Origin of the sequence: Streptosporangium subroseum (assembly GCF_900188345.1) — a bacterium.
Taxonomy (GTDB): domain Bacteria; phylum Actinomycetota; class Actinomycetes; order Streptosporangiales; family Streptosporangiaceae; genus Streptosporangium; species Streptosporangium subroseum.
This window is the reverse complement of sequence record NZ_FZOD01000001.1, coordinates 443,755-458,409: the sequence shown is the minus strand read 5'-3', so window position 1 is coordinate 458,409 and position 14,655 is coordinate 443,755. Positions and strand designations below refer to the sequence as shown.

Genomic DNA, 14,655 nt, shown 5'->3' with positions numbered 1-14,655 from the left:
GGCGAGATCGAGGCCGTCCTGCTCGCCCATCCGGCCATCGCCCAGGCCGCCGTCATCGCCCGCGAGGACCAACCCGGCGACAAACGCCTCATCGGTTACCTCGTCGAGCGCGACGGCGCCTCGATCGACACCGTGGTCGTACGCGCGCATCTGGCCGCGTCCCTGCCCGACTACATGCTGCCCGCCGCCCTGGTTGTTTTGCCCGCGCTCCCGCTCAACGCCAACGGCAAACTCGACCGGGCCGCCCTTCCCGCCCCGGCGTATGAGGCCACCGAGGGAAACAGGCAGGCACGTGACCCCCGCGAAGAGCTCCTGTGCCAGGTGTTCGCCGAGGTGCTCGGCCTGACCCAGGTGGGGATCGACGACGATTTCTTCGACCTCGGTGGGCATTCCCTGCTGGCCACCCGTCTGGCCAGCCGGATCCGGGCGGTCCTCGGGGTCGAGCTTCCGATCCGGGCCCTGTTCGAGAGCCCGACCGTGGCGGGGCTCGCCGGCCGTCTGACCGACGCCGATGCCGCGCGGCCCGCCCTTGTCGCCGGGCCGCGTGCCGAGATCGTCCCGCTGTCGTTCGCCCAGACCCGGCTGTGGTTCCTTCGCGAGCTGGAAGGCGGCAACGCCAACTACAACATCCCGGTGGCGCTGCGCCTCCGGGGCGAGCTGGACGCCGAAGCGCTGCGCGCCGCCCTGTGGGACCTCCTCGTCCGGCATGAGGTGCTGCGGACCGTTTTCCCTGCCGCCGGCGGCGTACCGCGGCAACGGATTCTCCCGCCCGGACACGTCTCCCTCGACATGCCGACGGTCGACGTCCTCGAAGCGGATCTACGCGAGCAGGTCCTCCAGGTGTCGGCCCTGCCGTTCGACCTGCGTTCCGACATCCCGTTGCGGGCCCGGGTGTTCCGGCTGCGGCCGCAGGAGCACGTCCTCCTGATCGTGGTGCATCACATCGCGGGCGACGCGTGGTCCATGGGTCCCATGGCGCGGGACGTGTCGATCGCGTACGCCGCTCGCTCCGGCGGCGAGTCACCGGCCTGGGAGCCGCTGCCGGTGCAGTACGCCGACTACGCCCTCTGGCAGCGTGACCTGCTAGGAGACCCGGACGACCCGCGCAGCCTGCACACCGCCCAGCTCGCCTACTGGCGCGAGACCCTCGCCGGGCTACCCGAGGAACTCACCCTGCCCACCGACCGGCCCCGCCCGCCGGTGGCCACCCACCGCGGCGCCACCGCACCCATCCACATCGACGCCGGCCTCCACCGGCGGCTCACCGCTCTGGCGCGAGCCGAGGGCGTCACCATGTTCATGGTGCTCCAAGCCGCCCTCGCCACCCTGCTGTCGCGCCTCGGCGCGGGCACCGACATCCCCATCGGCACCCCCATCGCCGGACGCACCGACGACAGTCTCGATCACCTGGTCGGTTTCTTCGTCAATACCCTGGTCATCCGCACCGATCTGTCCGGTGACCCCTCTTTCGGTGAACTGCTGCACCGGGTACGGGAACGCGGGCTGGACGCCTTCGCCCATCAGGACGTGCCGTTCGAGCGGCTCGTGGAAGACCTGGCTCCCGCCCGGTCCATGGCCCGCCACCCCCTCTTCCAGACCATGCTCGCCCTGCAGAACACCGCGCCCGTGACCCTTAACCTGCCCGGCCTGCACATCGAAAGACTCGACACCGGCGACAACCCGGTCTTCGATCTGACGTTTATGCTGGGTGAGCTTTTCGACGCCGAGGGTGGGGCCGCCGGGCTGGGTGGTGCGGTCACGTTCGCAGCCGACCTGTTCGACCGGGCGACCGTCGAAGTGCTGGTGGAGCGTTTCGTCCGGGTACTGGCGGCATCAGCGGCGGATCCGGATGTCCAGGTGGACGCCATCGACGTGCTGGGTGAGGTCGAGCGTCGGCGGGTTCTGATCGAGTGGAACGACACCGCGCGTGACGTCCCCGCCCGGACCCTGCCCGAGCTGTTCCAAACCCAAGCCGCCCGCACCCCCGACGCCACGGCGGTCATCCACGACCAGACGCAGGTGACCTACGCCGAGCTGAACGCCCGCGCCAACCGGCTCGCCCATCTGCTGATCGCCCGTGGTGCGGGTCCCGAACACCTCATCGCCGTCGCGCTGCCCCGCTCCATCGATCTCATCACCGCGATCTTGGCCGTGGCCAAAGCAGGTGCGGCCTACCTGCCCATCGATCCCGACCACCCCGCCGGCCGCATCGCCCACATCCTGACCAACGCCGCCCCCGCCCTCCTGATCACCCACACCACCACCCCGCTGCCCGGCATCTCGTTGCCGGCCACCATCCATCTCGACACCCAGCCCCACGCCCATCACCCCGCCACCGATCCCACCGACCGCCACCGCGCCCGCCCGCTGCACACCCGCCACCCCGCCTACCTCATCTACACCTCCGGCTCCACCGGCACCCCCAAGGGCGTCACCGTCACCCACCACGGACTCGCCCACCTCCTCACCGCCCAAACCGAACGCTTCCACCTCACCCCCACCAGCCGCGTCCTGCAATTCGCCTCCCCCAGCTTCGACGCCGCCATCGCCGAGATCGCCGTCACCCTCACCACCGGCGCCACCCTCATCACCGCACCCCGCCACCACCTGCTGCCCGGCCCCGACCTGACCCGTCTCATCAACCACCACCACATCACCCACCTGACGCTGCCGCCCACCGCACTGCCCCACCTCGACCCCGCCACCCTGCCCACCCTCACCCACCTCATCACCGCGGGCGAACCCCTTCCCGCCCACCACGCCCGCACCTGGACCCGGCACCACACCCTCATCAACGCCTACGGCCCCACCGAAACCACCGTCTGCGCCACCACCGCCACCATCACCCCCGACACCCCCATCACCATCGGCACCCCCATCACCAACACCCACACCTACGTCCTGGACCACCACCTGCAACCCGTCCCCCCCGGCGTCCCCGGCGAGCTCTACATCACCGGCCCCACCCTCGCCCGCGGCTACCACCACCAGCCCGCGCTCACCGCCGAACGCTTCATCGCCAACCCCTACGGCGCACCGGGGGAGCGGATGTATCGCACCGGCGACCTGGCCCGCTGGAACCACAACGGTCACCTGGAGCACCTGGGCCGCACCGACCACCAGATCAAGATCCGCGGTCACCGCATCGAACCCGGCGAGATCGAGGCCGTCCTGCTCGCCCATCCGGCCATCGCCCAGGCCGCCGTCATCGCCCGCGAGGACCAACCCGGCGACAAACGCCTCATCGGCTATGTCGTGCCCACCGCTTCGACGGAGCTTCCTGAGGCCGCACCCGCCGCGGACCTCGACTCGGCCGCGGTACGCTCTCACCTCTCCCGCTTCCTGCCCGACTACATGGTCCCCTCAGCGGTCGTCATCCTCGACGCGCTCCCGCTCAACGCCAACGGCAAACTCGACCGGGCCGCCCTCCCCGCCCCCGACTACACCGGCGGTAGCACCGGCCGGGAACCTCGCAACCTTCGCGAAGGGCTGCTCAGCCGCATATTCGCCGAAATCCTAGACCTGCCGCAGGTGGGGATCGACGACAACTTCTTCGACCTCGGTGGGCACTCCCTGCTCGCCGTCCAACTGCTGAGCTGCATCCGGGATGCCACCGGGGTGGAACTGTCCCTCGTGAACATGTTCCAGCACCCGACCGTGGCGGGGCTCGCGTCGTTGCTGGACGGCGGCGTCGAGGACGACCCGTTCCAGCCCGTGCTGCCGCTACGAAGCCACGGAGAACGGCCGCCGCTGCTTTGCTTCCCGCCCGCCAGCGGTCTGAGCTGGAGTTACACCGGCTTGATCAGGCACCTGCCCTCCGAACAGCCGGTGTACGGGCTACAGTCGCCGGCCTTCGACGGCACGGCTTCCCCTGCCGACCTGGACGCCCTGGTCACCCTTTACCTGGATCGCGTTAGGAGCGCCCAGCCGAGTGGTCCCTATCACCTGCTTGGCTGGTCCATCGGCGGCAATCTCGCCCATGCCGTCGCGGAGCGGCTGCAGCGGAGCGGGGAGAAGGTGGCCCTGCTGGCCCTCATGGACAGCTATCCGCCAAACCTCGAAGCCCCGATCATCGAGGTCGACGACCACGGCATCCTGCTCGATCTCCTGCGCTCGCTGGGGTGCGAGACGGAGGGGACCGAGCACCCGCTCACGGTAACGGAGACCTTGCACATCATTCAGCGCGAATTCGCCACCACCTGGGTCCTGGAGGAGGACCACATCCGCGCCTTCGCGCAGACCATCAAGGACAACCTCCGGCTCTTCCAGCGCAGCACGCCGGGAGTTTTCGAAGGCGACATCCACCACTTCCCCGCCACGGAAGGACGCGTCCCGGAGGAAGGGGTCATGGCCCAGTGGCGTCCCTTCTTCACAGGGAGCCTGCACACCTACCCGGTCAACTCCACGCACAGCGACATGACCAGGCCGGAGCCCCTGCGCCAGGTGGCCGCGGTACTGGCCGACCTCCTGGGAGGACGCCCGGAGTGACCCGCACGTGCTGACGTCCGACTCTTTCCCCACCCGCAGGAGAGCCGGATGCGTACGGCCTGCTCCGGAAAGGCGGCGGAGAAGCCACGCAGGTCCCCGACGAGCCCAACTGAGCCCTGACGCAAGAAAGGTTCGTGGTCAGGAGGAGGAGGCCGTCCGCCTCGTTCATGAGGAATTGGCGATGTTCCGAGAGGTGACGGGCTGGACAGAAGCCATGCGACCGGATGGCATCGTGGCGCTCTGCAGGTTGCTTCTGATGAAGCGCTCATCACCGTGGTGACCCTGGTCGAAAAACCGAAGGTCGGCGGCCGGTACGGTAGCCGATCTGTCGGCGGGGCTGCGAGTCTGTGCGGTGCTGCGTCACGTTACCTTTGCGGGGTGATCCGCGCCGTGGTGATTGATGTGGACGACACGCTCTGTCTCACCGAGGCGGTGTGTTTCGAGTTGGAGAACGAGGTGCTGGCACGCATCGGCCGCGAGCCGATGCCACGTGCGGTGCATCTGTCAACGTGGGGACTGCCCCTGCTCGATGCGATGCCGCAGCGTTCACCAGGCGTGGACCTCGAGAGTTTCGAGACTGTTTATCACGTCGTGCTCCGGGAGTACGTAACAGACGGCCGGTTGGATGTCGTCGTTCCGGAAAATCTTGAAGCGCTCGACGAGCTCGCCGTCGCAGGGCGCAGCATCATGCTGCTGACGTCGCGCACCGAAGTCGAGGTGGAGCACCTGCTCGCTCCAGACCATGTGCTCGCCGACCGGCTCACCGCTGTCTACCACGGGGGCAACATGCGCTTCAGCAAGCCCGACGCCCGAGCCTTCGACGAACTCCTCGCAGTCACCGGGCTGCGGCCCGGCCAATGCCTGTACGTCGGTGACTCACCCGGCGATGCGCAGGCCGCAAATGGCGCGGGACTGCGCTTCATCGCGTGCCTGCAGAGCGGCGTCAGACGGCGTGACGACTTCGATGATCACCATGTCGACGCGTTCATCGACGCGTTCCCGGATGTGGTCGACGCCGTGGCGCGTCTCGAAGGCGGCCACATCCGGGGTTAGCGGTTACAGGGCCCTCGCAACTCGCCTCTGACGGCCCGCATGTTTCGCGGCGCGCCGGCCTTCATCGAGACCAAAAAAGGTGAGGGATCACCTGACGAGTTCCTCGCCGAGCTCTAGGCCGACGGCGGTTCACCGCTGAAGCCGACAGGCCACTCGGGCGGAGACAGATGCGATCAGTCTCTGCTGCGGGGCGGGGTGGCGGTTCCGTGGATGAGTTCGGAGTAGGACGCGAACGCCTGCGAAGCCAGGTCCTTGATGACCGGGCGCGCTTCCGCGGGCATGCTGGAGACGGCGATCTCGATGACGTCGGGATCTCCTTCGTACATCATCATGCCGAACAGCAGGGGAAGGTGTTCCGGAGGAGTGTCGGCGCCTCCCTCCTGAACCATCTGACCCCACTCGGCCGCGGTGATGGTCTTCGCGATAATCGGAAGGACGCGCTCCTCCTCCATGCCCATGTGCTCGTTGAGCAGGGGGATCAGCCGGTCGATGGTGTCGGCCAGAGCCTTGCGGGGCTCGGAGGCGGCGCTGCCGCGCCAGGCTTCCAGCGCCGCGTTGATCTCGTTGTGGGCTTTCTCGATGCCTTCGTGCTGCTCTTCCATCACGTGGACGATCGGAGCGATCTCCGTGGAGCCGCGCTCCAGCAGCCTGGGCCACAGGTGCTTGTCCTCGCCGTGGTGATGGTGATGCAGGGAGGAGTTCAGGAGCCCGATGTGATCGGCGATGAGCTGCGAGCGCTCCTTGTCGCCGACCGTCACCCCGCGCACCAGCGCCGGCAGCAGGGCGAACTCCCGCCGGAACACGGTGTGCACCATGTACATCTCGCGGATATCGGCGTACTGCTCGTCAGCGGTCGTCATTTTTCCCCGTGATCACTTCGCGTGTGCCGATACCGCAGGCCCAGTACGGCTGTAGTAGGAACACGGGGCCGCAGGCCCATCAGTTCAATTAGGACGAACTCCTCGAAAGCGTCGTTATCTCCCGCCGCCGCATCGGTCGAGGAAGCCGTGCCGAACATGAAAAAGGCCACTCCCGAGGCGGAAGTGGCCTTCTCATCGAGCCGAACGGTTACCTGGTCAGCCGCAGTGCTCGAAGACGCTGTTGTAGACGGTGGCTCCGACCTTGCCGCCCCACTTGATGCACTTCTTCGCCCCGGCGGCCGTCACCGGGCCGGCGTAGTAGTCGAAGTTGCCCGCGTCGGTGACCCGGCTCTTCCCCTGCACCTCCAGATAGGCCGATACGGCGCTGGCCTTGCCGAGCGACGTGCTCTTGACCGTGGTCACGCAGTTGCGGCCGTTGGCCTTGTTATAGAGCAGGTAAGCCTTGCCGGCCGAGCCGAGAGCGGCCGAGTCGATCACGGTGTATCCGCTGCCGCAGATCTTCTCGGGGGTGTAGGGGTTGGTGCTGCCACCGCCACCGCCACCGCCACCGCCGCCACCGCTGCCGCCGCCACAGTTCTTCGAGGTCAGCGTCTGTCCGGGGTAGCCGAACGTGACACCGTTGAAGACGGCCTTCTGGATGTTCGCGGGATAGGACCCGCTCGTACGGACCTCGAAGTGCAGGTGAGGCGGGACGCTGGCGCCCGGCTTGGTGGTGTTGCCGACCTCGCCGATCTTCTGCCCCATGGCGACGCGGGTACCGGCGCTCACCGAGCGCACCCGCAGATGCGCGTAGAAGGTCGTCCAGCCGCCGCCATGGTCGATCTTGACCAGGTTACCGAAACCGTTTACAGAACCCTGGTTGGCCGACGTGACGACCGTGCCGGCGGCGGCGGCGACCACGGTGTCACCGAGATCGGCGGTCGCGGAGCTGCCCCGGTTGAAGTCGATCTCCCATGATTGGTGGGCGCCGCTGCCGTTTTTGCCGGTCCAGCTCTGGCCGCAGGGGAAGGGCATCTGAAAGCTCGGTCCCGCGCTGGCCGTGCTGGCTGCGCCGGCCGTACTGCCTGTGCCGGTCGCACCGGCTGCGGGGGCCAGTGCGACCGCGCCTGCCAGGCTGAGCAGCAGGGCTGCCCCTGCTGTGAAACCTCTGATCTTCACGTGGATTCTTCCTCACGCCAGTCGTGATCTTCTTGGATTTCCAGAACGGCACCTTAGGCGATCTTGCCGCCGTATCGGGCATACGGAAAACGTCGATAGGGACACAACTAGGTGGGACCGAGGGCAGGAATGAAGGGCCAACGCCGCCCAACGGAGGTGGCCCTTCGGCTCGCCCGCCGGATGGACGTCCTGGCCACCCGCACCGCCGCGGGCGGGAGGTCCGCAACAACTGCCGGCGGCGCTGCCCCGCTCATCCGGCGACCTCGCGCTCCGAAACGCCGGTGTTCCGGCTCCTCTTTCCGGTCCCGGGAACCTCCTCCTAGTTCGTGGAGGCGGCGGTCGGCGGCTGGTAGCGCAGTCCGTCGAGGGCCATGCCGAGAACGCGTTCGAGCTGTCCGGGTTCGGCGAAGTGGATCATCGTGATTCCGCTGAGGAGTCGTAGGACGTCGTCGAAGCTCGTGTCTGTTCGCGCGGCGCCCGCCTGCTGGGCTCGCTGCAGCAACGGCTCACCCGCGGCGTAGATCTCCGTACGGCAGTTGCGGAAGGTCGCGCTGTCATGGCTGAGGGATTCCGCGAGGGCGCGTTTGGTGGCGGTGTAGCGGACGAAGCGGTGCAGCCAGCCGACGAGGGCGTCCCAGGGGGGCTGGTCGGCGAGGTCGCCGGCGGTGCGGCACAGGGCTTCGACCTCGTCGACGTAGACGCTTTCGAACAGGTCCTGTCGGGTGGGGAAGTGCCGGTACAGCGTGCCGATGCCGACGTGTGCGCGGCGGGCGATGTCCTCCAGCGAGGCTGACACGCCGTCTTCGGCGAAGGCGTCGCGTGCCGCGGAGATCAGCGTCTCGTAGTTGCGCCGGGCGTCGGCGCGCTTGGGGCGCCGCGAGAAGACCTCGGAAACCTGCTCCGCACTCGTCATGGGCACGACTCCTTACTCCACTCGCGAGCGGAGGCGGCTTCTCCGCATGCTTCGGAGGCGGGCCTCCATTTTAGCGTCGCAGTCAACAGATCGGCGATCAAGAACAGACGACGAAGGAATCACCATGATAAAGACCTGGTTCATCGCCGGCGGTTCCCGCGGTCTGGAGTGCACGCTCGCCAAGGCCGCGCTCGACCTCGCCGACGCCGCGGCCGTTCGGGCGGCGATCGACGTGTTCGGGCTCCTCGGCGTCGTGTTACGCGAAGATCATGGCCAGTGACGCTGTGTGGGCAGGTCGAACCAGACGCCGGTTCCGCTCTGTCCGGTGCCGCACAGCCGGGTCCAATGGGCGCCGCAGTTCCCGCCGGTGAGCTCGGCGACAATCCGCAGGCCCCGCCCGCCGAGCTCCAGTTCGTCGACGCGGTCCGGGATGCTGAACGGGCGGTGCAGCAGGTGTTCGATCAGCGTGGACCCGGTGCCGGCGTCGACGACCTCGGCCCTGATCGGCAGGCCGTGATCGTGCAGGATGCGCAGCTCGTAGGGGCCGGAGGCGTAGGAGGCCGCGTTGGTGGCCAGCTCGGTGACGACGACCTCGAGCTCGGCGATCACATCGGCTGCGAGGGGGAGCCGGGCCAGGCGCTCGCGGAGCAGTTTGCGGGCGCGGCGGGCCGCGCTGTCCGGGGGCAGGCACCAGGCGATCATCCGGAAGCGGCTGCGGGACTTGCCGTGCACGCCTGAGTTTGGTGCGGGAGCGTGCTCGGTGAGCATCGTTGCTCCTGTGAGGTAGAGGACGGGAACGTTGGACCGGCGGCTGGGGCCGGGGTGCCGAGGCCGGCGCCTGTGAGAAGGAACCGAATCCTCCGGCACCGGCCCCGGGATATATCCCTGCTGGAAGCGAGGGAAGCGTTGGAGGTGGACGAGTCAGATGGATGGGCGCAGCCTGATTACGATCTGGTTGCGATCCTGCGCCACGGGGCCCATGTACGGACAGTTGCTGAACTCATACTCTCCGCATGTCACGTTGGCGATCGGCGTGGCCGATTACCTTGAGTGATCGGTCCTGCCGATACGGCTACGGACCTGGTGGAGCACTGGCTACCGTGACGTCAACGCAACTCGGCCTTGGAAGGGTCGGCATGAACGTCAGCCATGCGAATGAGCAGGAAATCGACCCCGCCGTCTGGGAACGTCCGCAGATGCGGCAAGCCCTGGCGGCCAGGGACATGGCCGCCGTCTACGGACTGCTGCAACGAATCGGGATCTCTCAACGCCACATAGCCGCGCTTACGGCGCAGTCACAGTCGGAGATATCCGAGATCCTCAAGGGCCGCCAGGTGATGGCGTACGAGGTGCTGGGCCGGATCGCCGACGGGCTGGGGATCCCGCGCGGCTACATGGGCCTGGCCTACGACGCCTCCTCGGCCAGGCTCGTCGGGACGGCGGTGTCCAACCACTACGGCGATTCCGATGAGGACGAGCAAGTACGACGGATGCTCGCCCACGCCGCGCAGGTGACCATCGGCGTGGCGACCGGAGACGCGGAGGAGTGGGCGGAGCCGCTGGCGCCGGTGGAAACCCCGGCCCCGCACAGGATCGGCATGGCCGATGTCGAGCAGGTCGAGACGGTGACCCGCACGCTGCGGGCGCTGGACTACAAGCATGGAGGCGGAGTCTGCCGGGACGCGGTGGTGGCGCAGCTGGCGTGGTCGCAGCGGCTGCTGCATGCCACGTGCACGGAGAAGGTCGCCCTCCGGCTGCACGAGGCGCTGGCGGACCAGCACAACCTGGCGGGCTGGACCTCCTTCGACGTCGGGCTGTACGGCCCGGCCAGAGGTCATCTGGCCCGCGCGCTGGAGCAGGCCAAGCACGCCAGAAACTCCTCGCTGGCGGCCAACGTCCTGTACCGGATGGGCCGCGTCCACCTCCACTGCGACCGGGTCATGGACGCGCTGCGGTTCTTCCAGCTGGGGCAGATCTGCGCGCAGGACGCCAGCTGCGAGCGGACGGTGGCGATGCTCTGTGCCAACGAGGCCTGGGCCTACGCCCTGCTGGGCGACAGCGAGCTCGCCCTCAAGTCGATCAGCAGGGCCCGCGACGAGCTGGCCCGCGCCAGCGCCCGAGACCGGAAGCCCCCGGTGTGGGTGAGCTTCTTCGGCGCCGCCGACCTCGACGCCACGAACGGCATGGTCTACGCGGGCCTCACCGACGCCCATCTCGAAACCGCCGAGCAACTGCTCACCAGCGCGATCGAGAGCCGCGACCCGAGCATGACCAGGAGCAGGGCGTTCGAGCTGACCGCCCTCGCGACGGTCCAGCTCAGGTCCGGTGATCTGAGCGCCGGAATCACCACCGGTCGCGAGGCCGTCGCCCTGGCGGCCCAGATCCGTTCTGCGAGGATCATCGATCGCCTCGCACCCCTGGAAGACGCCGCCACACGGCGGACACATAACTGCGACGCCCAAGGCCTCGCCCGGAGCATCTCGGAAGTGCGCGCGGCATGACGACGACCACCGAAACAACGACCACCGACTACACGGGAGGGCTCACCTATGACCGGCTCCACTCGCTGCTGGAAACCGTCTGCGAAAGGGTGGGGCTCGCACCCGGCGGCGCCGAGCTGATCAAGTTCACCAACAACGCGGTCTTCCGCCTCCATCGGGCGCCCGTCGTGGTGCGCATCGCCGGATCCACCGCCGTCCAGGAGAGCGTGCCGACGGTGGTGCGGGCCGCCCGCTGGCTGGCCGGCCATAATTTTCCGGCGGTACGGCTCCTGCCCGGCTGCGAGCAGCCGATGCGGGTGGAGGGTCACCTGATCACCCTCTGGGAGTACGTCCCGGAAGTGGGGCCGCGTCCCGGCGGAGCGGACGTGGCGGTCCTCCTCAGACGCCTGCACGCGCTTCCCGGCGCGCCGCGCGACCTGCCGATGTGGAGGCCGATGACCGAGATCCGCCAGCGGCTGGCCGAGCCGGAGGATCTGTCCTCGGTCGACCACGCCTTCCTGCTGGACGAGTGCGACGAGGTCGAGGAGCGGCTCGCCATGCTCAGCTACGTGCTGCCCCCGGGAGTGATCCACGGGGACGTGTTCCTGGGCAACGTCATCGCCGGCCCCGGCGGGCCGGTGCTGTGTGACTTCGACGGCATGACGATCGGTCCCCGCGAATGGGATCTGACCCCGGTGGCGGTCGGCAGCCTGCGGATGGACTATCCCAAGGACGAGCACACACCACTCGCCGAGGGTTACGGCTTCGACGTGACCCGGTGGGAGGGGTTCGCGGTGCTGCGGCGCCTTCGGGAGCTCAAGCTGGTGACCAGCGTTCTGCCCATTCTGCGCAGTAATCCGGGGATCCGGCCGCAGTGGGAGAACCGCATGTACAGCTTCAAGGCCCGTGATCTGGCGGCCAGGTGGCAGCCGTACCGGTGATTGATCTTCCGTACCTACCTATAACGAAACGGGTACTGAAATGGGGATTCTCCCCGTCCCGTTCTCGCACCGGCGGAGACAAGGCTGGCGTTCAGGCATCGACACCCGGCCCGTACGGGCAGTACGAAGGGAGCTTCATACAGTGAGCCAGATCCAGATCCGCAAGCGCCGAGGCCTCTTCAACGCCGTCTCGTTGGACCTGCGGACTCCGTCGGGGCGGCCGATGCCGTACTAGTACTTCAATCCCTGCTTTCCCGAATCCCCCGCCCCACCGGGACGCCGGAGCCGATGAGGTCACCACATGGATCGGCTCCGGCGTCTCGTGTACTCCCTCCTCCGGAGGCGGCACCGCCGGGCGGGGTCACCCTTGGTCGTGATGCTCGTTCTGAGCGGCCCGGTTCCAGTCACCGACCCAGACCGCGATCTGGGCGCGCGAGGTGAAGCCGAACTTGCTCAGGATGTGTTCGACGTGACCTTCGGCGGTGCGCTGGGCGATCACCAGGGACGCCGCGATCTCCTTGTTGCTCATGCCCTGGGCGACGAGCTGGGCGATCTCCATCTCCCTGGGGGTCAGCAGCGACGGCCGCCCGGACCTGTCGGGCTGCTCATCCCCGGAAGCGCCTTCGTCGAGGGCGTAGGAGAGCGCCTCGTCGTAGGAGAGCCGGGCGCCTCGTTCGACGGCCATGGAAAAGGCCGACTCTCCCAGAGCCTGGCGGACCTGGGACTCGCATTCGTCGTGGTAGCGCATCAGGTGCCCGAATCCGGACAGCGGTGCTCCGATCGCCTGCCAGGCGGTCCGCAGGATTCCCAGCAGCCGGGCCGCCCTCCGATACCTGTGCTCCGTGGCGGCGATCCAGGCCAGCGCCTCCACGCTGAGCCCGATGCCCAGCGAGTCGTCGAGCAGGCGGGTGAACCTCAGGCTCTCCTTCGCGAGTTCGGCCGCGCGACCGACGTCGCCCCGACGCCATAACTCGATGCCGAGCGCCGTCGTCGCGTACGCCCGGTGCCAGCCTTCCTCGTGTTCGTCACACAGTGCGATGCATTCCTCGCTCACGGAGACGGCGCGTGACGAGTCGCCCAGAAAGGAGTGGGCCAGGGAGAGCCGGATGAGCGTCAGCGCCAGGCCTATCGGATCCCCGGTGGCGCGGTGGCGGGCCGCCGCCTCCTCGTAGAGAGCGACCGCCGATTCGGCGTCCCCCTCGTTCATGGCGACCATCCCTAAATAGAGCGCGACGTAGGCGAGGACCGGCTCCTGTCCCAGGAGCTCTCCGAGACCCCGGCTCTCCTCCAGCATCGCGGTGGCGGAGGGGATGTCATCCTGGAGGATGGCCAGCCAGCTGCCGGCCCACAGCGCCCGGGCCCGGACCTCGCTTGATGAGGTGTCGGCGGCGAGCCCCCGGTCCAGCCAGCGGCGCCCCTCACCGAGGTAGTAGCTGGTGATCCAGTGGTAGAGCAGGTCGGCGGCCATGCCCAGGCCGGTCCCGGGCTCTCCCGTTCTGGTGAAGCAGTGCTCCAGGGCGGCGCGCAGATTGGCGTGCTCAAGCTGCAACCTGCTGAACCAGGTCACCTGGGAGGGGCCGAACAGCCGGCGGTACGCCTCCGCCGACAGCTTCCGGTAGTAGTCGCAGTGCCGGTGCTGTAGCTCCCCCTCCTCACCGGACTCCCGCAGCCGGTCGCGGCCGTACTGCCGGATCGTCTCCAGCAGCCGGTAGCGCACCCCCGACGGATACTCCTCCCGGATCAGGATGGACTTGTCCACCAGCCCGATCACCAGGTCAATGATCTCCTCGCGATCGATGTCGTTCTCGGAGCAGACCGTCTCGGCGGCCTCCAGATCCAGACCGCCCGCGAACACCGAGACGCGCTCCCAGAGCAGTCGCTCCTGGTCGGTGCAGAGGGCGTAGCTCCAGTCCATCAGGGCGCGCAGCGTCTGGTGGCGGGGCAGCACCGCCCGCGAACCCGCGGTGAGCAGCCGGAACCGGTCGTCCAGCCGGTTGAACAGCTGCTGGACGGACATCGCCCGCAGCCGTACGGCCGCCAGCTCGATCGCGAGCGGGATGCCGTCCAACCGGCGGCAGATCCCCTCCACGGCCTCCCGGTTGTCGTCGGTGACGGCAAAATCGGGCAGGACGGCCTCGGCTCGCTCGGTGAACAGCCGTACCGCGTCAGAGTGCGCGAGCGCCTCGACGGACGGCGGCGGAACATCGGAGTCCGGCAGCGCCAGCGGCGGCAAGGTCAGCGTGTGCTCGCCGTCGATGCCCAGGGTCTGCCGGCTGGTGACGAGAATTCGCAGGTCGGGGGCGGCACGTATCAGTGCCTCTGTCATTACGGCGCACTCGTGCAGCAGCTGTTCGCAGTTGTCCAGGATGACCAGGGACTGGCTGCTCCGCAGGTGGTCGGTGAGCACCTCCATGAGCGACCGGGAGGAGAAGTCGCGGATCTCCAGAGCCTCCGCCACGGTCTGGACGAGCAGTTCCGGTCTGTCCAGCGCGGCGAGTTCGACCAGCCACACACCGTCTCGGAAGGCCCGCCGCACGTCGGCCGCGACCCGTAGGGCCAGCCGGGTCTTGCCGACCCCGCCCACACCGGTGAGCGTCACCACGTGGGCCCCGGACAGGAGGCGTTTGACCTCGGCCACCTCGTGCCGACGCCCCACGAAACTGGTCACCTCGGACGGCAGCTTCTGTGCCCGCCGCCGCTTGGAGGTGGCCGGTGCTAACGCATTCATCGGCGCCTCACGC

At 68.2% G+C, this 14,655-nt stretch carries 10 protein-coding genes; 5 read left to right on the top strand and 5 right to left on the bottom strand.

What is annotated here, in order from left to right; genetic code table 11:
• The coding region (locus tag CHC08_RS02005; protein WP_143653067.1) for an amino acid adenylation domain-containing protein at positions 1-4,488 on the top strand (4,488 nt) is incomplete at its 5' end.
• A gap of 378 nt (positions 4,489-4,866) precedes the next feature.
• Positions 4,867-5,541: an HAD family hydrolase gene (locus tag CHC08_RS02000; RefSeq protein WP_218825069.1), complete on the top strand. Its 675-nt coding sequence runs from the start codon at positions 4,867-4,869 to the stop codon at positions 5,539-5,541.
• A gap of 173 nt (positions 5,542-5,714) precedes the next feature.
• Here CHC08_RS02000 and CHC08_RS01995 read toward each other — a convergent pair whose 3' ends face one another.
• The 3 genes from CHC08_RS01995 to CHC08_RS01985 form a co-directional block, all read right to left on the bottom strand.
• Positions 5,715-6,401 (bottom strand): hemerythrin domain-containing protein, encoded by a 687-nt coding sequence (locus tag CHC08_RS01995; protein ID WP_089205362.1) that lies wholly within the window; start codon positions 6,399-6,401, stop codon positions 5,715-5,717.
• A 216-nt stretch (positions 6,402-6,617) separates the two neighbouring features.
• Entirely contained in the window at positions 6,618-7,580 is a 963-nt protein-coding gene (locus CHC08_RS01990; protein WP_245878070.1) for a M23 family metallopeptidase, read from the bottom strand.
• A 319-nt stretch (positions 7,581-7,899) separates the two neighbouring features.
• Complete coding sequence (locus CHC08_RS01985) at positions 7,900-8,493, bottom strand: TetR/AcrR family transcriptional regulator (protein ID WP_089205360.1); 594 nt, start codon at positions 8,491-8,493, stop codon at positions 7,900-7,902.
• Positions 8,494-8,617: 124 nt separating this feature from the next.
• Between CHC08_RS01985 and CHC08_RS49290 the strand changes: the two genes are divergently transcribed.
• Entirely contained in the window at positions 8,618-8,773 is a 156-nt protein-coding gene (locus CHC08_RS49290) for a hypothetical protein (RefSeq protein WP_179281838.1), read from the top strand.
• On the opposite strand, the gene CHC08_RS01980 is transcribed toward CHC08_RS49290, so the two are convergent.
• Positions 8,761-9,261, bottom strand: coding sequence for an ATP-binding protein (locus CHC08_RS01980; protein ID WP_089205359.1), 501 nt, complete (start codon positions 9,259-9,261; stop codon positions 8,761-8,763). The genes CHC08_RS49290 and CHC08_RS01980 overlap by 13 nt on opposite strands.
• A 368-nt stretch (positions 9,262-9,629) precedes the next feature.
• Here CHC08_RS01980 and CHC08_RS01975 point away from each other — a divergent pair, with 368 nt between their 5' ends.
• Both CHC08_RS01975 and CHC08_RS01970 read left to right on the top strand, forming a co-directional pair.
• A complete protein-coding gene (locus tag CHC08_RS01975; protein ID WP_089205358.1) occupies positions 9,630-10,994 on the top strand; it encodes a helix-turn-helix domain-containing protein in 1,365 nt (454 codons plus the stop codon).
• On the top strand, positions 10,991-11,914 hold the full coding sequence (locus tag CHC08_RS01970; RefSeq protein ID WP_089205357.1) for a phosphotransferase enzyme family protein: 924 nt from the start codon (positions 10,991-10,993) through the stop codon (positions 11,912-11,914). The genes CHC08_RS01975 and CHC08_RS01970 overlap by 4 nt, the downstream gene beginning before the upstream one ends.
• Positions 11,915-12,275: 361 nt before the next feature.
• Here CHC08_RS01970 and CHC08_RS01965 read toward each other — a convergent pair whose 3' ends face one another.
• A complete protein-coding gene (locus CHC08_RS01965) occupies positions 12,276-14,642 on the bottom strand; it encodes an ATP-binding protein (protein ID WP_089205356.1) in 2,367 nt (788 codons plus the stop codon).
• Positions 14,643-14,655 lie beyond the last annotated feature (13 nt).